This is a genomic window from Streptomyces sp. NBC_00154 (genome assembly GCF_026342835.1).
Taxonomy (GTDB): Bacteria; Actinomycetota; Actinomycetes; order Streptomycetales; family Streptomycetaceae; genus Streptomyces.
The window spans coordinates 5,934,091-5,950,564 of the sequence record NZ_JAPEMI010000001.1 but is presented as its reverse complement, the minus strand read 5'-3'; the positions used below and the strand labels follow the sequence as shown (position 1 = coordinate 5,950,564).

General features: G+C 68.5%; 12 protein-coding genes and 1 rRNA gene. 9 read left to right on the top strand and 4 right to left on the bottom strand.

All coding sequences use genetic code 11. The features are described 5' to 3' along the window. Window positions 1-173: 173 nt before the first annotated feature. Window positions 174-1,699, bottom strand: a 16S ribosomal RNA gene (locus OHA03_RS26665). 700 nt (window positions 1,700-2,399) lie between these two features. Here OHA03_RS26665 and OHA03_RS26660 point away from each other — a divergent pair. Together OHA03_RS26660 and ptsP are read left to right on the top strand one after the other, a co-directional pair. After that, window positions 2,400-2,849 carry a PTS glucose transporter subunit IIA gene (locus tag OHA03_RS26660; RefSeq protein WP_267006284.1) on the top strand — a complete coding sequence of 150 codons (450 nt, stop codon included), beginning with the start codon at window positions 2,400-2,402 and terminating at the stop codon, window positions 2,847-2,849. Between the two features lie 76 nt (window positions 2,850-2,925). Then, window positions 2,926-4,596 carry a phosphoenolpyruvate--protein phosphotransferase gene (gene ptsP / locus OHA03_RS26655; RefSeq protein ID WP_267006283.1) on the top strand — a complete coding sequence of 557 codons (1,671 nt, stop codon included), beginning with the start codon at window positions 2,926-2,928 and terminating at the stop codon, window positions 4,594-4,596. Window positions 4,597-4,657: 61 nt separating this feature from the next. On the opposite strand, the gene OHA03_RS26650 is transcribed toward ptsP, so the two are convergent. Beyond that, window positions 4,658-5,521, bottom strand: coding sequence for a hypothetical protein (locus tag OHA03_RS26650; RefSeq protein ID WP_267008168.1), 864 nt, complete (start codon window positions 5,519-5,521; stop codon window positions 4,658-4,660). Between the two features lie 120 nt (window positions 5,522-5,641). Next, window positions 5,642-7,618 carry an acetoacetate--CoA ligase gene (locus tag OHA03_RS26645; RefSeq protein ID WP_267006282.1) on the bottom strand — a complete coding sequence of 659 codons (1,977 nt, stop codon included), beginning with the start codon at window positions 7,616-7,618 and terminating at the stop codon, window positions 5,642-5,644. Between the two features lie 222 nt (window positions 7,619-7,840). Between OHA03_RS26645 and OHA03_RS26640 the strand changes: the two genes are divergently transcribed. Beyond that, window positions 7,841-10,186: a glycoside hydrolase family 31 protein gene (locus tag OHA03_RS26640; RefSeq protein ID WP_267006281.1), complete on the top strand. Its 2,346-nt coding sequence runs from the start codon at window positions 7,841-7,843 to the stop codon at window positions 10,184-10,186. 6 nt (window positions 10,187-10,192) lie between these two features. Here OHA03_RS26640 and OHA03_RS26635 read toward each other — a convergent pair whose 3' ends face one another. Next, window positions 10,193-10,714, bottom strand: a complete 522-nt coding sequence (locus OHA03_RS26635) for an NUDIX domain-containing protein (protein WP_267006280.1) — start codon at window positions 10,712-10,714, stop codon at window positions 10,193-10,195. Between the two features lie 132 nt (window positions 10,715-10,846). Between OHA03_RS26635 and OHA03_RS26630 the strand changes: the two genes are divergently transcribed. The 6 genes from OHA03_RS26630 to glpK all read left to right on the top strand — a co-directional run bounded on the left by OHA03_RS26630 (window position 10,847) and on the right by glpK (window position 16,446). Beyond that, the gene (locus OHA03_RS26630) at window positions 10,847-11,653 is read left to right on the top strand and encodes a M15 family metallopeptidase (protein WP_267006279.1); all 807 of its coding nucleotides are present in this window, start codon (window positions 10,847-10,849) and stop codon (window positions 11,651-11,653) included. A 138-nt stretch (window positions 11,654-11,791) separates the two neighbouring features. Further along, a complete protein-coding gene (locus OHA03_RS26625) occupies window positions 11,792-12,139 on the top strand; it encodes a DUF962 domain-containing protein (RefSeq protein ID WP_030968923.1) in 348 nt (115 codons plus the stop codon). A gap of 49 nt (window positions 12,140-12,188) precedes the next feature. Continuing rightward, a complete protein-coding gene (locus OHA03_RS26620) occupies window positions 12,189-12,677 on the top strand; it encodes a Zn-ribbon domain-containing OB-fold protein (RefSeq protein ID WP_267006278.1) in 489 nt (162 codons plus the stop codon). Next, complete coding sequence (locus tag OHA03_RS26615) at window positions 12,674-13,864, top strand: lipid-transfer protein (protein WP_267006277.1); 1,191 nt, start codon at window positions 12,674-12,676, stop codon at window positions 13,862-13,864. Before OHA03_RS26620 ends, OHA03_RS26615 begins: the two co-directional genes overlap by 4 nt. A gap of 221 nt (window positions 13,865-14,085) precedes the next feature. Then, window positions 14,086-14,847: an MIP/aquaporin family protein gene (locus tag OHA03_RS26610; RefSeq protein WP_267006276.1), complete on the top strand. Its 762-nt coding sequence runs from the start codon at window positions 14,086-14,088 to the stop codon at window positions 14,845-14,847. Window positions 14,848-14,928: 81 nt separating this feature from the next. After that, window positions 14,929-16,446 (top strand): glycerol kinase GlpK, encoded by a 1,518-nt coding sequence (gene glpK, locus OHA03_RS26605; RefSeq protein WP_267006275.1) that lies wholly within the window; start codon window positions 14,929-14,931, stop codon window positions 16,444-16,446. Window positions 16,447-16,474 lie beyond the last annotated feature (28 nt).

Genomic DNA, 16,474 nt, shown 5'->3' with positions numbered 1-16,474 from the left:
AACAACGTGCCCGACACGACCGACCACCTCTCACGTTCCACGCCGAAGCAGTACTAGTGAAAAACAACCTGTCGTGCCGAATAGTCAACGTTCCACCCATGAGCAACCACCGTCGAACATTTGCCGACGTAGTGGCCTCTGACCAAGCAAGCTTGGTAAGAAGTGCTCCTTAGAAAGGAGGTGATCCAGCCGCACCTTCCGGTACGGCTACCTTGTTACGACTTCGTCCCAATCGCCAGTCCCACCTTCGACAGCTCCCTCCCACAAGGGGTTGGGCCACCGGCTTCGGGTGTTACCGACTTTCGTGACGTGACGGGCGGTGTGTACAAGGCCCGGGAACGTATTCACCGCAGCAATGCTGATCTGCGATTACTAGCAACTCCGACTTCATGGGGTCGAGTTGCAGACCCCAATCCGAACTGAGACCGGCTTTTTGAGATTCGCTCCGCCTCGCGGCATCGCAGCTCATTGTACCGGCCATTGTAGCACGTGTGCAGCCCAAGACATAAGGGGCATGATGACTTGACGTCGTCCCCACCTTCCTCCGAGTTGACCCCGGCAGTCTCCTGTGAGTCCCCATCACCCCGAAGGGCATGCTGGCAACACAGAACAAGGGTTGCGCTCGTTGCGGGACTTAACCCAACATCTCACGACACGAGCTGACGACAGCCATGCACCACCTGTATACCGACCACAAGGGGGGCACCATCTCTGATGCTTTCCGGTATATGTCAAGCCTTGGTAAGGTTCTTCGCGTTGCGTCGAATTAAGCCACATGCTCCGCTGCTTGTGCGGGCCCCCGTCAATTCCTTTGAGTTTTAGCCTTGCGGCCGTACTCCCCAGGCGGGGAACTTAATGCGTTAGCTGCGGCACCGACGACGTGGAATGTCGCCAACACCTAGTTCCCAACGTTTACGGCGTGGACTACCAGGGTATCTAATCCTGTTCGCTCCCCACGCTTTCGCTCCTCAGCGTCAGTAATGGCCCAGAGATCCGCCTTCGCCACCGGTGTTCCTCCTGATATCTGCGCATTTCACCGCTACACCAGGAATTCCGATCTCCCCTACCACACTCTAGCCTGCCCGTATCGACTGCAGACCCGGGGTTAAGCCCCGGGCTTTCACAACCGACGCAACAAGCCGCCTACGAGCTCTTTACGCCCAATAATTCCGGACAACGCTTGCGCCCTACGTATTACCGCGGCTGCTGGCACGTAGTTAGCCGGCGCTTCTTCTGCAGGTACCGTCACTCTCGCTTCTTCCCTGCTGAAAGAGGTTTACAACCCGAAGGCCGTCATCCCTCACGCGGCGTCGCTGCATCAGGCTTTCGCCCATTGTGCAATATTCCCCACTGCTGCCTCCCGTAGGAGTCTGGGCCGTGTCTCAGTCCCAGTGTGGCCGGTCGCCCTCTCAGGCCGGCTACCCGTCGTCGCCTTGGTAGGCCATCACCCCACCAACAAGCTGATAGGCCGCGGGCTCATCCTTCACCGCCGGAGCTTTCAACCCCGTCCCATGCGGGACAGAGTGTTATCCGGTATTAGACCCCGTTTCCAGGGCTTGTCCCAGAGTGAAGGGCAGATTGCCCACGTGTTACTCACCCGTTCGCCACTAATCCACCCCGAAAGGCTTCATCGTTCGACTTGCATGTGTTAAGCACGCCGCCAGCGTTCGTCCTGAGCCAGGATCAAACTCTCCGTGAATGTTTTCCCGTAATCGGGAGACACATCACGAGAGCGGGACGATCAGCCGGAATAAGACCGACCGTCCACAGCGTCCTCGCTGTGTAATTGCCTACCGGAACCACAAGGGCCCGGCAGGACTTTCAAAGGAACCACCAACCTGCCGAAACAGGCCGGGGTATCAACATATCTGGCGTTGACTTTTGGCACGCTGTTGAGTTCTCAAGGAACGGACGCTTCCTTCGTACTCACCCTCTCGGGCTTTCCTCCGGGCTTTCCCTTCGGTCTTGCGTTTCCGACTCTATCAGACTCTTTCGTGTCCGATTCCCGGTCGAAGCGGGCCCCTGCGAAGCAGGAGAATTTCTACTGTGCTTTCCAGGTTATCGCTTTCGCGTTTCCCTTTCCGGCGAGTCCGACTCTATCAGGCCTTTTCCGTCTCCCTTGACCAGCCCTGCAGGCATGCAGAAGCTGAATCCGAGTTAGGGTTTGGGCTTAATAGTCGCCGCCGGCCCCCGACGCAATGTCGTGCTGGGGCCAGGCAGGAGTACGACAGTACAGGCCGCTCGGAGTCGAGGCAAATCGTTTCCGGTGCCCCCCTAGGTCTGCGAACCCATTGGACTCGGGCGGAACCGGGACTTCTTATGACTTACGCTGCTGAACAGTACGCCGTCCCCTGCAGGTCGCGGCGGCCCCATTGAAGCTCCACCCTGGGAGGCTCCCTATGACCACTGTGACGTCCCCTCTTGAAGGACGTGCCATCGGACTCGCTGCGGTACCCGACCCGGTCTTCTCCGGTGCGATGGTCGGTCCCGGAACAGCCATCGATCCCGTGCGTGAGCCGTCCGAGGCAGTTTCGCCGGTTGACGGGGTAGTTGTCTCCCTGCACCCGCACGCCTTCGTCGTTGTGGACGGACAGGGGCGCGGGGTGCTGGTGCACCTGGGCATCGACACCGTTCAGCTCAATGGCGAGGGCTTCGAGCTCCTCGTCAACAAGGGTGACACGGTCACGCGGGGCCAGAACATCGTGCGATGGAACCCGGCCGCCGTGGAGGAGGCCGGCAAGTCGCCCATCTGCCCGATCGTCGCGCTGGAGGCCACGGCCGACTCCCTCTCCGACGTCCGCGAGGACGGCGATGTCAAGGTTGGCGACACACTGTTCGACTGGCAGTGACACGTTCGGCGCAGTAACAGCCGACTGGACATCCACCGCGGTGGCACGGATCGCCGCACAATCTGAGACGGGTGAAATGGAGACAACGCTGCGAGGCGTCGGCGTGAGCCACGGTGTGGCGATCGGCGAGGTACGGCACATGGGTACGGCTGTGCTCGAGCCGCCGGCCAAACGGATTCCCGCGGAGGAGGCCGAGCGCGAGCAGGGGCGTGCTCGCCAGGCCGTGGACGCTGTTGCGGCCGACCTCAATGCCCGGGGCCATCTGGCAGGCGGCGAGGCGCAGGCGGTGCTCGAGGCGCAGGCCCTGATGGCCCAGGACCCCGAGCTCATGGCCGACGTGGACCGGCGCATCGCCGTCGGAAGCAGCGCCGAGCGTGCGGTGTACGACGCGTTTGCCGCGTACCGTGCCCTGCTGGCCGGAGCCGGGGAGTATCTGGCGGGACGGGTCGCGGACCTCGACGACGTGCGCAACCGGATCGTGGCGCGGCTGCTCGGTGTGCCGATGCCGGGTGTGCCGGACAGTGATGAGCCGTACGTGCTGATCGCGCGCGACCTGGCGCCTGCCGATACAGCGCTGCTCGACCCCGCTCTGGTGCTCGGATTTGTCACCGAGGAGGGCGGACCGACCAGTCACAGCGCGATTCTGGCGCGGGCGCTCGGTGTGCCGGCCGTGGTGGCTCTCCCCGGTGCCGGTGAGCTGGCCGAGGGTACGGTCATCGCGGTGGACGGCAGCACCGGCGAGATTTTCGTCGAGCCGAGCGAGGCGAAGCGCGCGGAGATGGAGAGCGCCGCCGTGGCCCGCAAGGCCGCGCTGTCCGCCTCGACCGGTCCGGGTGCGACGTCCGACGGTCACAAGGTGCCGCTCCTGGCCAATGTGGGCGGGCCCGGCGATGTGCCGGCGGCGGTCGAGGCCGGTGCCGAGGGTGTGGGTCTTTTCCGCACCGAGTTCCTGTTCCTGGACGACAGCAAGCAGGCGCCGTCCGAGGAGAAGCAGGTCGAGGCCTACCGTGCGGTGCTGGAGGCGTTCCCCGAGGGACGCGTCGTGGTGCGGGTGCTGGACGCCGGTGCGGACAAGCCGCTCGACTTCCTGACGCCCACGGACGAGCCGAACCCGGCGCTGGGTGTGCGTGGGCTTCGTACTCTGCTGGACCACCCCGAGGTGCTGCGGACCCAGCTGACCGCGCTGGCGAAGGCGGCCGAGGGGCTGCCGGTCCATCTCGAGGTCATGGCGCCGATGGTGGCGGACCGTACGGATGCGAAGGCGTTCGCCGACGCGTGCCGGGCGGCCGGGCTGCAGGCGAAGTTCGGCGCGATGGTGGAGATTCCGTCCGCTGCTCTTCGGGCCCGCTCGATCCTGCAGGAGGTGGAGTTCCTGTCGCTGGGCACCAATGACCTGGCGCAGTACACCTTCGCCGCCGACCGTCAGGTGGGTGCGGTGTCGCGGCTGCAGGATCCGTGGCAGCCCGCGCTGCTCGACCTGGTGGCGCTGTCGGCTGACGCTGCCAAGGCCGAGGGCAAGAGCTGCGGTGTCTGTGGTGAGGCTGCCGCCGATCCGCTGCTCGCCTGTGTGCTGACCGGTCTGGGTGTCACCTCCCTGTCGATGGGCGCCGCGTCCATTCCTTACGTCCGCGCCACGCTGGCGAAGCACACGCTCGCGCAGTGCGAGCGCGCCGCTGCCGCCGCGCGTGCGACGGACTCCGCCGACGAGGCGCGGCTCGCGGCTCAGGCGGTGCTGTCGGGCGAGTAGTTCGCGCAGTTCGTTGTGAAGGGGCTTCCCGCCGGACACGGCGGGAAGCCCCTTCGGTGTGTCAGCGGTGTTCCTCCGGTTCGTCCGCGCCGATGTCGAAGCCCGCGCAGTACTCGACGCCGGACTCCGGGGAGACGGGATCACCGGTGTCCGCGTCGGTGCAGTAGGCGCTGAAGACCTCACCGGCGGTGAGCGGTACGAGGCTGCCACGGTTCAGTCGCCAGCCGTGGACCCGGTCGGGGGTCCCGGGGCTGCTTGTACGGAGTACGAGTCCGCCGTGACTTTCGAGGGCGATGCCGACGGCGAGGACGGTGACGAACTCTGCGCCTTCGCCCGAATCGAGGTGGGCCGGGCCCGTCGTGCCCCGCTCGGTGTGGAGGACGGCGAGGAGCTGTTCGTTCTCCGTGGGCGTGCTGCAGACCAGATGGTGCGTGCCCGGGCCCGCCGTCTCCAACGTGCGCATCAGGAGGTGGGACGCCCGGTCGAAGGCGGCGCGGCCGATGTCCTGCCCGCAGTCGGCGCATTCGCCGAGGTCGGCCAGGAGCGTCGTGGCGTACTCCCATGTGGCCTGCCGGACCGCTCGGCTGACGAGGAGCGGGACAAGGGTGTCGATGGGTTGTCCGGTGTACGCGACTGTGGCTCCGGTCGCGGCGATCTCGGCGGTGAATCGACTGCGGCTGGCCGGGGCGTCGGCGGCGAGGCCGGATTCGGCACAGAACTCCGCGTACTCCTCCGGGTCGAAGAGGGCCACGGTGGTGTGCATGCCCTGGGCCGCGAGCGTTTTGAGCAGGCCCTCGACCTGCTGCAGATAGACGGTGTGGTCGTCGAACGTGAAAGTGCGGTAGCGCCGCATGGCCGCGAAGTCCTGCTCGTCGGCCAGGAGGCCGATGGTGCTCGGTGCTTCGCGGCGCAGCGTGCGTCGCATCGATGTGCCGGTCCGCCGATAGGCGGTGTGCTTGGTGTTCCTGGTGTGCGCCACGACTCCCCCAGTGCGCTGTCGAACATTGCTCACTCAGAGTAATCACGGGCACTGACAGTGCCCTCTTCAGCGGCGCGTACGAGCCAGGTCCTCGTAGAAGTGGAGCAGTTCGAGGTTGTCGATCGAGCCGGGATTGACCGCCTTGGCCAGGGCTGTTCCCTGGAGGAGGCGCTTGACCGGAACCTCGATGCGCTTGCCGGTGAGGGTGTGCGGGATGCCGGGAACCTCGATGATCTCGTCCGGCACATGGCGCGGCGAGAGGTTCTCGCGGATGGTTTCTTTGATGCGGCCGCGCAGGCCGTCGTCGAGGGCGGCACCGTCGGCGAGGTGGACGAAGAGCGGCATCCAGTAGCCGCCGTCGGGCTCTTCGAGGCCGATGACCAGGGATTCGCGGATCTCGGGGAGCCGTTCGACGGCTTCGTAGATGTCGGCGGAGCCCATCCGTACCCCCTGGCGGTTGAGGGTGGAGTCGGAGCGGCCGTGGATGATGACGGAGCCGTGGTCGGTGAGGGTGATCCAGTCGCCGTGGCGCCAGACGCCGGGGTACATCTCGAAGTAGCTGTCGCTGTAGCGGCTGCCGTCGGGGTCGTTCCAGAAGTGGATCGGCATGGAGGGCAGCGGATTGGTGACGACGAGTTCACCGACCTCGCCGATGAGCGGCTTTCCTGCGGGGTCCCAGGCCTGGAGGTCCGTACCGAGGCAGGGGGCCTGGAGCTCGCCGATGTGGACGGGGAGGGTGGGGACGGCGCCGGCGAAGCAGCTGCAGACGTCCGTGCCGCCGCTGACGGAGGCGATCCAGAGGTTGTCGGCGACTTCGTCGTGGAGCCAGCGGAATCCGTCGGGCGGGAGCGGGGAGCCGGTGGTGGCCACGCACTGGATGCGCGAGAGGTCGAAGTCGCGGCCCGGGTGGATGCCGGCCTTGCGGCACGCCATGACGTAGGCGGCGGAGGTGCCGTAAAGGGTGGCGCCGGTCTGTTCGGCGACGCGCCACTGGGCGCTGACGTCGGGGTAGCCGGGGCTTCCGTCGTACAGCACGACCGTGGTGCCGGTGAGCAGGCCGGAGACGAGGAAGTTCCACATCATCCAGCCGGTGGAGGTGTACCAGAAGAAGCGGTCGTCGGGCCCGAGGTCGCAGTGCAGTCCGAGCTGTTTGAAGTGTTCGAGGAGGATGCCGCCCTGGGACTGGACGATCGCCTTGGGGAGTCCGGTGGTGCCTGAGGAGTACAGCACCCACAGCGGGTGGTCGAAGGGGACCTGTTCGAAGACGGGTTCGGTGTCCGCGGAGGTGAGGGCGGACCATTCGAGGGCGCCTTCGGGGGCGGGGGTGCCCAACAGCGGGATGTGGACGACGGCGCGCAGGGTGGGCAGTTCGCGGCGCAGTTCGGCGACCGTGTCGGTGCGGTCGTGTTCCTTGCCGCCGTAGCGGTAGCCGTCGACGGTGAAGAGGACGACCGGTTCGACCTGCTGGAAGCGGTCGAGGACGCTGCGGGCGCCGAAGTCCGGGGCGCAGGAGGTCCAGACGGCGCCGACGGCCGCGGTGGCGAGGAGCGCGACGACCGACTGCGGGATGTTGGGGAGGTAACCGCTGACGCGATCGCCGGGGCGGACCCCGAGTGCGCGGAGTTCGGCGGCGAGGGAGCCGACCTGGCGGCGGAGTTCGGACCAGCTGACCAGGGCCTGGGTGTGGGTCTCGTCGACGTGGATGAGCGCCGGGGCACCGGCGCGCAGCGGGTCCTCCGCGGCACGCAAAGCGTGTTCCGCGTAGTTGAGGGTGGCGCCGGGGAACCATTGGGCGCCGGGCATGGTGCGATCGCCGATGACGGTCTCGTACGGAGTGGAGAACCGTACGTCGAACCAGTCGGCGACGGCCCGCCAGAAGGTGTCCAGCTCGTCGACGGACCAGCGGTGCAGCGCCGGGTAGCCGCCGTCGGCCGGTGCTCCGTACCGCTCGGCGGCCCAGCTCTGGAAGCGGGTGACCGCCGCAGCGGCGATGCGCTCGGCGTCGGGCTGCCAGAGGGGGGCTTCGTTCGCTGCTGAGGTCATGGGGCGGCTCCCTGGCTGTACGGGTACGCGGGGTGGGCGTGGTTCGCGCGCACACGTGCTGGGGTGTGCGCGTGAGGCGGCTTCACGGACGATGCCATGTGATCGTCTTCCGCACCAGGGTTCCCCGCCCATGGTTGCATGTCCGGTTATGTGGCCCGGCCACGGGTGAACGGAAGTTGAACGGAGCCCGCTGCCGCTCCGTCAGGTGGCAGGGTGAGCTGCATGAACGGTCGCGACCTGGTGCGTTCGGTGAAGATGGTGGGTTCGGTGCAGGGGCTGCGCTTGGTGCGCTCGGCCTGGCGTCGGCAGCGGGCGGATGCGCGGGCGCTGCCGCCCCGTGGTGCGGAGCGGGCGAGAGTGCCGGGTCTGCTGGTGGGGGCGGAGCCCGGGCCCGGTGGCGGTGTCGTGAGATTCGCCCGTTCGGAGCTGTACATCCGGGTCGCGGTGGGCGGTGCCGTGTTCTGGGCGTGGGACGGGGCGGAGCCGCTGCCGTCGTACGCGCTGCCGGGTCCGGCGCCGGAGCCGGATCCGCGGGCTGTGCTGGAGCCGGACAAGGACGGCGGCTGGCAGGTTGTCTCGGAGCGGCTGACGCTGGTGGTGTCGCGGCACGGGGCGGTGGAGCTGCGTACGCCGGGCGGCGTGGTGCTCCGGCGGGAGCTGCCGCCACGCTGGTGGGAGCCGGTGGCGGGTGGTCCGGCCCGGTGGGTACAGCGGTCCGAGGTGCCGGCGGACGCCCGGTTCTTCGGGCTCGGCGGGCGGGCCTCGGGGCCGCGGCTGCGCGACGGCGTGTACGAGCTGTGGAACACCGATCCCGGCGGGCGCTTCGTGCCCGGTGACGATCCGCTGTATCTGACGATGCCGGTGCAGCTGGTGGTCTCGGACGCGGGGACGCATCTGGCGTTCCACGACAACTCCTGGGCGGGGCGGGTGACGCTGCGCGAGGGCGAGGAGGGGGCGGGGTCCGGCCATGACCGTCCGGGGCTGTGCGAGGTGCGGATGGACGGGGGGCCGCTGCGCTGCTGGGTGGTGGCGGGTACGCCGGCCCGGGTGCTGCAGGGCTGGACGGCACTGACGGGCGCGCCGGCGCTGCCGCCGTCCTGGGCGCTGGGTCCGCAGCACGCCCGGTGGGGGTTCGGCAGCGAGCGTGAGGTGCGGCGGGTCGTCGCCGGGTACCGGGAGCGGGGTCTGCCACTGTCCGTTCTGCATCTGGACATCGATCACTACGACGGGCATCAGGTGTTCACCGTCGACCGGGGCCGGTTTCCGGACCTGCCGCGGCTGGCCAAGGAGTTGCGGGAGGACGGGGTGCGACTTGTGTCGATCGTCGATCCGGCGGTGAAGGCGGTGCCGGGGAATGCGGTGTTCGACGCCGGTACGGCGGTCGGTGGAGCCGGGGCATTCGTCCGGGACGCACGGGGGCGGACGGTACGCGGGGAGGTGTGGCCCGGTGAGTGCGTGTATCCGGACTTCACCGATCCGCAAGTGCGGGAGTGGTGGGGAGATCTGTACGAGGAACGGCTGGCGCAGGGGTTCTCCGGTGTGTGGCACGACATGAACGAACCGGTGTCGTTCTCGGCGTTCGGCGAGCTGACGCTGCCGCGCTCGGCCCGGCACTCTCTGGAGGGCCGCGGGGGCGATCACCGGGAGGCCCACAATGTGTACGGGCTGGCGATGGCGAAGGCCGGGTACGAGGGGCTCTGCCGGCTGCGGCCGGACGAGCGGCCCTTCCTGTTCTCGCGCGCCGGCTGGGCGGGGATGCAGCGGTACGGGGGCACGTGGTCCGGCGATGTGGCGACGGGCTGGCCCGGGTTGCGTGCCTCGCTGTCGCTGGTGCTGGGGCTCGGCCTGTGCGGGGTGCCGTATTCGGGTCCCGATGTGGGCGGGTTCGACGGGTCGCCGTCCCCCGAACTGTATCTGCGCTGGTTCCAGCTGGGTGCCTGGCTGCCGTTGTTCCGCACGCACGCGGCGATGGACGCCGGGCGTCGGGAGCCGTGGGAGTTCGGGCCCGAGGTGCTTGAGCACGCGAGGGCGGCGCTGGTGGAGCGGGAGCGGCTGCATCCGTACTTTGTGACGCTCGCCCAGCTGGCCCGGCTGACGGGTGCGCCGTATGTGCGGCCGCTGTGGTGGGGGGCGCCCGGGGACCGGGCGCTGCGGGATTGCGAGGACGCGTTCTTGCTGGGGGATGCGTTGCTGGTGGCGCCGGTACTGAAGCGGGGGACGGACCGCCGGGCGGTGCGGCTGCCGCGGGGACGGTGGTACGACACGGCGACCGGAGAGGCGTACGAGGGGCCGGGGCAGGTGCTGGTCGATGCGCCGCTGTCGCGGGTGCCGGTGCTGGTGCGGGCGGGGTCGGTGATTCCGGTGCGGGGCATGGACGGGGAGCTGGAACTGGAGGTGTGGGCTCCGGCTGCCGGGCGTACCGGTGGTGGTCTGGTCGTCCGTGACGCGGGCGACGGCTGGGAGCAGCCGGAGGTCGAGCGATATACCTCGCGGCTGGTGGGTGGACAGGTCGTGGTGGAGCTGGAGGGTGGTGAGGTGACGTGCCCGGTGCGGGTGCGTGGGGTGTGACGCCCGTCAGCGGTGGTGGTAGCGGCCTTCGAACCATGCGCGGGCAGCCAGGGTGTGCAGCGGGAAGGCCAGTTCGGCGGGGGCGCGGAGCAGACTGTGGCCGGCGGTCTCGTCGGTGGGCACGGACGGGGGGAGGTCGACGACCGGGCGTGGCGGGAGCAGACCGAAGAGGAGAAGGTGGCCGTCCGGTGCGCTGAGGGCGTCGGCAAGACGTACGTCCTGCTGGTCGGCTTCGATGCCGGTCTCCTCGCGCAGTTCCCGCACGACCGCGTGCCGCCAGTCCTCTGCGTGGTCGATGAAGCCGCCGGGCAGGGCGAGGCCGCCGCGTCGGGGCTCGATGGTGCGGGTGATGACGACGAGGGAGGTGCCGTCCCGGTCGGTGACGGGGAGCAGGGCGACGGCGACCGGCAGCGGGTTGCGGTAGGCGGTGTCGCCGCAAGCGGTGCACGTGCGGGGCCAGGTGCCGGTGGATCCCGGCGCGGGCCGGGGGTACGGCGTGCCGCAGCTGCTGCAGTGGGAGTCCTTCATCGGTTCCGGCACCTTTTCCTCCACGTTCTGCTGCGCTCGTTCCTTCGCTCGGCTTTCTCTCCGGGCGCGGACACGCGCGGACTGTATCCGATCGTCGTGCCGACACCCGCACCACTGATGGATGATGCGCTCATGACAGGTATTGCTTCCGCATTCCGCGCTCTGGCAGCCACTGCCGCCATCCTGCTCGCCGCCACCGTCGCCTCCCCGCCGGCACAGGCCCAGGCCGAGCCGAAAGCCCCCGACGAGTTCGTCGCACTGCGTTCGGTGGACCCCACGATCATTCAGGAAATGCGCTACCCCACCGGGCACAACTTCATGGGTGAACCGGTCGACGGGTACCGCCAGCCCGTCTGCATCCTGACCCGGCCCGCGGCTGAGGCGCTCCACGCGGCGCAGACGCGGCTGCTGCGCCAGGGGTACTCGTTGAAGGTGTACGACTGCTACCGGCCGCAGCGGGCCGTCGATCATTTCGTACGGTGGGCGAAGGATCTCGACGACGAGGCCATGAAGGGCGAGTTCTACCCCCAGGTCGACAAGACGCGGCTGTTCGCGGACGGTTACATCGCGGAAAAGTCCGGGCACAGCCGGGGCAGCACGGTGGACCTGACGCTGGTGAAGCTGCCGGCTGTGCCGACCAGGCCGTACCGCCCGGGCGAGAAGCTGGTGCCCTGCTACGCGCCGCAGACCGAGCGCTTCCCCGACAACTCCGTGGACATGGGCACCGGGTTCGACTGCTTCGACACGCTGTCGCACACGGACGACCCGCGGATCCAGGGCGTGCAGCGGGCCAACCGGCAGTTCCTGAAGACGACACTCACCGACGCCGGGTTCGTGAATCTGGCCGAGGAATGGTGGCACTACACCTTCAAGCCCGAGCTGTTTCCGGACACCTACTTCGACTTCCCGGTGGCCAGGAGGTCCGTCGCCGGGCACTGAGGCCCACACCCGGTCGATGCGGGTGTGGGCGGGCGGACGGGCGGCCGGGACCACCCCCGTGGGTTCCGGCCGCCCGCACTTCCTCTCGGACGCGGATCGGCCGTATCCGGTTGCCCTCCCAGCCGTTACGGTGCCCATATGTCACAGCAGACGTTCGATTCGTACGAAGAGTTCTGGCCCTACTACGTGGCGATGCACTCCAGGGCCGCCACCCGCTGGGTCCATCTGACGGGGACCCTGACCGGTCTCGCGGTCACCGCTTACGGCCTGGCCCGGGGCCGCAAGCGGTACGCGGCGGCGCTCCCCCTGATCGGCTACGGCACGGCCTGGCCCGCACACTTCCTGATCGAGAAGAACAATCCGGCCACCTTCGGTCATCCCGCATGGTCACTGCGCGGAGACGTGCAGATGATCCGGATGATGCTGGCCGGCCGCGACAGGGAGCTGGCGGAGACCGCCGCCAAGTGGCTCGCCGAGAACGGCTGACCGTGGCACACTTCTGACGTTCCGTCAGATCCCGTGCCGGGGAGGGGCTTTGTCGCACACGCGCACATCCGTGGTGGCCGGTTGGTTCACCGAGGGCACCGCCGAGAAGGACTTCCGGCTGCTGGGCACACGCTGCTGCGCCTGCTCGTCGGTCTTCTTCCCGCGTCAGGACACGTTCTGCCGCAATCCCGGCTGCACGGGCGGCAAGCTGGTCGAGGTGCCCCTCTCCCGGCGCGGCACCATCTGGTCGTACACCGACGGCCGCTACCGCCCTCCCGCGCCGTACGTCTCCGACCCGGACGCGCCCTGGGAGCCGTACGTCCTGATCGCCGTCGAACTCGCGGCAGAGCGCATGGTGGTGCTCGGGCAGGCGGCGCCCGGGGTCGGCATCGGGGAGCTGGCGGTCGGGATGACCGTCGAGGTGGTTCCGGGGGTCCTGAAGGAGGATGCGCCCCAGGGCGGCGGAACCGTATGGACCACCTGGCACTGGCGGCCCGTGCCCCCCGCCGCCGGCGCGGCCCCGGGCGGTGCTGCATGACCGGGGATGTGGCCGTCCTCGGTGCCGGGATGCATCCGTGGGGCAAGTGGGGGCGCAGTTTCGTCGAGTACGGAACGGTCGCGGCGCGGGCCGCGCTCAGCGACGCGGGGATCGGCTGGCAGGACGTGCAGTCGGTGGTCGGCGCGGACACCGTACGCGGCGGCTATCCGGGTTATGTGGCCGGTGCGACATTCGCCCAGGCGCTGGGCTGGCAGGGCGCACGGGTCACGAGTGTGTACGCCGCCTGCGCGTCGGGCGCCCAGGCCATCAATACGGCCAGGGCACAGATCCTGGCGGGCATGGCCGACGTGGTGCTCGTGGTGGGTGCGGATGCGGCGCCCAAGGGGTTCTTCGCCCCGGCGGGCGGCGACCGGCCGGACGATCCCGACTGGCTGCGCTTCCGGGTGCTCGGGGCGACCAATCCCGCCTACTTCGCCCTGTACGCCCGCCGCCGCATGGCCCTGTACGGGGACACTCCGGAGGACTTCGCACTGGTCAAGGTGAAGAACGCGGCGGCCGGCGCACTGAACCGCAATGCCCGCTACCGCGCGCCGGTGACCGCCGAGCAGGTCGCCGCGTCCGCCGTGGTCGCCGATCCGCTGAGGCTGCTCGACATCTGCGCGACGTCCGACGGGGCGGCGGCCGTCGTCATGTCCAGCATGGAGTTCGCGCGCCGCCACGGGGCGGCCGATCCGGTCCGTATCCGCGCCGTCTCCACCGTGACGCCCACCTACCCGAAAGCCGTACTCGATCTTCCGGACATCGCAACCGATTCGGCAATCGCGGCGGAGCCCGCACCGGAGAGCTTTCGCGCGTCGATCGCCCGGGCGGCGTACGAGGAGGCGGCCATCGGGCCCGATGAGCTGTCCCTCGCCGAGGTCTACGACCTCTCCACCGCCCTGGAACTGGAGTGGTACGAGGACATCGGGCTGTGCGCGGCGGGCGAGGGTGCCGAGCTCGTGCGCGAAGGGGCCACGGCGCTCGGTGGACGCATCCCGGTCAACCCGAGCGGAGGACTCGCTTCCTTCGGGGAGGCCGTGCCGGCCCAAGCCATCGCGCAGGTCTGCGAGCTGACCTGGCAGCTCCGCGGCACCGCGGCGGAGCGGCAGATTCCGGGGGCGCGCGCCGGAATCACCGCGAATCAGGGGCTCTTCGGGCACGGTTCGGCAGTCGTCGCGGTCCGCTGACACCGGCCGGGCGCTTTGGACCCGTATCGAAGTGTCCGATGCGTGTGCCGTGAACTGGGCTTGTTGTCAGTGTTCTTGACGGCTGATCAGCACCCAGGAAAACTCCTTGCTCAGTCACTGCCGCCACTCCCGCTCTGCGGCAGATCGACTTGGTCACCACGCTCGTCACGGAAGCCATGGAAGCGCCCGGCGCGATCCGCCGGACAACCCCTAGGAGCGCCATGAGCAATGGAGACATATTCGTCGGGGAAGTCATCGGAACGGCGATCCTCATCCTGTTCGGCGCGGGTGTGTGCGCCGCTGTCACCCTCCATCATTCGAAGGCCAGAGCCGCGGGTTGGGTGGTGATCGCCTTCGGATGGGGCTTCGGTGTCCTGGCCGGCGCGTACACCGCGGCTCCCCTCTCCGGTGGCCACCTCAACCCGGCGGTCACGGTCGGCATCGCCGTCGACACCGGGAAGTGGGACAAGGTCCCCCTCTACATCCTGGGACAGCTGGTCGGCGCGGTCATCGGCGCGCTGCTGGCCTGGCTCACGTACTACGCGCAGTTCCGCGCCAACGCGGACAAGGAGACCGCCGTGCCGACGCTGGGGATCTTCTCGACCGCTCCGGAGATCCGCAGTCCGGTGGCCAACCTGGTCACCGAGATCATCGCGACGGCCGGCCTGGTGCTGCCGATCCTGGCCTTCGGGAAGAACGCCGGAATCGGGATCGGCCCGGTGGCCGGCGCCGGAGCCGGCGTCTACGGCTCCGGGATCTCCGTACTGCTGGTGTCCCTGCTGGTGGTCGGTATCGGACTCTCACTCGGCGGACCCACCGGATATGCCATCAATCCGGCCCGCGACCTCGGTCCACGGCTGGTGCACGCACTGCTGCCGATTCCGAACAAGGGCACCTCCGACTGGAGTTACTCCTGGATCCCAGTGGTAGGACCGCTCGTGGGCGGACTGCTCGCGGGGGTCCTCTTCAACGCCGCCTTCTAGCCGTTCGGGCACCGGCTGTTCAGGCGCTTCTCATTCAAGCTCCGGCAATTCGAGTTCTCGACCTCGCGACAAGGGGACGTCATGACGGACAGGTTTGTCGCCGCCATCGACCAGGGCACCACATCCAGCCGCTGCATCATCTTCAATCAGGACGGTGCGATCGTCGCCGTCGACCAGCGCGAGCACCGCCAGATCTTCCCGAAACCCGGCTGGGTGGAACACGACGCCACCGAGATCTGGTCCAAGGTGCAGGCCGTGGTGGAGGGTGCGCTCGCCACCGCCGGACTGCGGGCGGAACAGCTCAGCGCACTCGGCATCACCAACCAGCGCGAGACGACCGTGCTCTGGGACCGGGCGACCGGACAGCCCGTGCACAACGCCATCGTCTGGCAGGACACCCGTACGTCCACGCTCTGCCACGAGCTCGGCGGCGCGGACGGGCAGGACCGTTTCCGGGACATCACCGGGCTTCCGCTGGCCAGTTACTTCTCCGGTCCCAAGGCCGCCTGGCTGCTGGACAACGTACCGGGGCTGCGGAGCCGGGCCGAGCGGGGCGAGATCGCCTTCGGCACCATCGACTCCTGGCTGATCTGGAATCTCACCGGCGGTACGGACGGCGGCGTCCATGTCACCGATGTGACCAACGCTTCGCGCACCATGCTGATGAATCTGGAAACCCTGGAGTGGGATCCGTCGATCCTGGCCGCCATGAATGTCCCGGAGGCGGTGCTTCCGGAGATCCGGTCGTCGTCGGAGGTGTACGGGACCGCGGTCGGCGCGCTCGCCGGGGTGCCGGTGGCCTCCGCACTCGGCGATCAGCAGGCCGCGGTCTTCGGGCAGGCGTGCTACGACCCGGGTACCGCCAAGAACACCTACGGCACCGGGAGTTTCCTGCTGCTCAACACCGGCAACAGGCCCGTGCCGTCGAAGAGCGGGCTGATCACCACTCTCGGCTACAAGATCGGCGACCAGGCGCCCGTCTACTGCCTGGAGGGGTCGATCGCCATCACCGGGGCGCTGGTCCAGTGGTTCCGCGACCAGCTGGGGATCATCCGGAGCGCCGAGGAGATCGAAACACTGGCGGCGAGCGTCGACGACAACGGCGGGGCGTACATCGTGCCCGCCTTCTCCGGGCTCTTCGCCCCGTACTGGCGCTCGGACGCCCGGGGTGTCATCACCGGACTGACCGGCTATGTCACCAAGGCACATCTGGCACGCGCCGTTCTGGAGGCGACCAGCTGGCAGACGCGTGAGGTCGTCGACGCGATGTATCAGGACTCGGGAGTGCCCATCACGACGCTGAAGGTGGACGGCGGCATGACGGCCAACCGGCTGCTCATGCAGCACCAGGCGGACGTGCTGGGCGTGCCGGTGATCCGGCCGAGGATCTCCGAGACGACGTGTCTGGGCGCGGCGTACGCGGCGGGGCTGGCGACCGGCGTCTGGTCGGGGCTCGACGAGCTCAAGACGCACTGGCAGCGCGATGTGGAGTGGCAGCCGCGTATGGAGCCGGAGATCCGTGAGCGCGAGTACCACAACTGGCGCAAGGCGGTGGAGCGGAGCCTGGGCTGGCAGGAGGAGGGCGGCGGCGAGCGGTAACCGTCCGTCCAGTACGCAGTCGTGCATC

Excerpts from the sequence above, each read along its gene's own strand:
- OHA03_RS26650 (WP_267008168.1), bottom strand. The coding sequence starts at position 5,521 with ATGCGACGCACGCTGCGCCGCGAAGCACCGAGCACCATCGGCCTCCTG.
- OHA03_RS26640 (WP_267006281.1), top strand. The coding sequence starts at position 7,841 with ATGAACGGTCGCGACCTGGTGCGTTCGGTGAAGATGGTGGGTTCGGTG.
- glpK (WP_267006275.1), top strand. The coding sequence starts at position 14,929 with ATGACGGACAGGTTTGTCGCCGCCATCGACCAGGGCACCACATCCAGC.
- OHA03_RS26615 (WP_267006277.1), top strand. The coding sequence starts at position 12,674 with ATGACCGGGGATGTGGCCGTCCTCGGTGCCGGGATGCATCCGTGGGGC.
- OHA03_RS26645 (WP_267006282.1), bottom strand. The coding sequence starts at position 7,618 with ATGACCTCAGCAGCGAACGAAGCCCCCCTCTGGCAGCCCGACGCCGAG.
- OHA03_RS26630 (WP_267006279.1), top strand. The coding sequence starts at position 10,847 with ATGACAGGTATTGCTTCCGCATTCCGCGCTCTGGCAGCCACTGCCGCC.
- OHA03_RS26635 (WP_267006280.1), bottom strand. The coding sequence starts at position 10,714 with ATGAAGGACTCCCACTGCAGCAGCTGCGGCACGCCGTACCCCCGGCCC.
- OHA03_RS26610 (WP_267006276.1), top strand. The coding sequence starts at position 14,086 with ATGAGCAATGGAGACATATTCGTCGGGGAAGTCATCGGAACGGCGATC.
- OHA03_RS26660 (WP_267006284.1), top strand. The coding sequence starts at position 2,400 with ATGACCACTGTGACGTCCCCTCTTGAAGGACGTGCCATCGGACTCGCT.
- OHA03_RS26625 (WP_030968923.1), top strand. The coding sequence starts at position 11,792 with ATGTCACAGCAGACGTTCGATTCGTACGAAGAGTTCTGGCCCTACTAC.
- ptsP (WP_267006283.1), top strand. The coding sequence starts at position 2,926 with ATGGAGACAACGCTGCGAGGCGTCGGCGTGAGCCACGGTGTGGCGATC.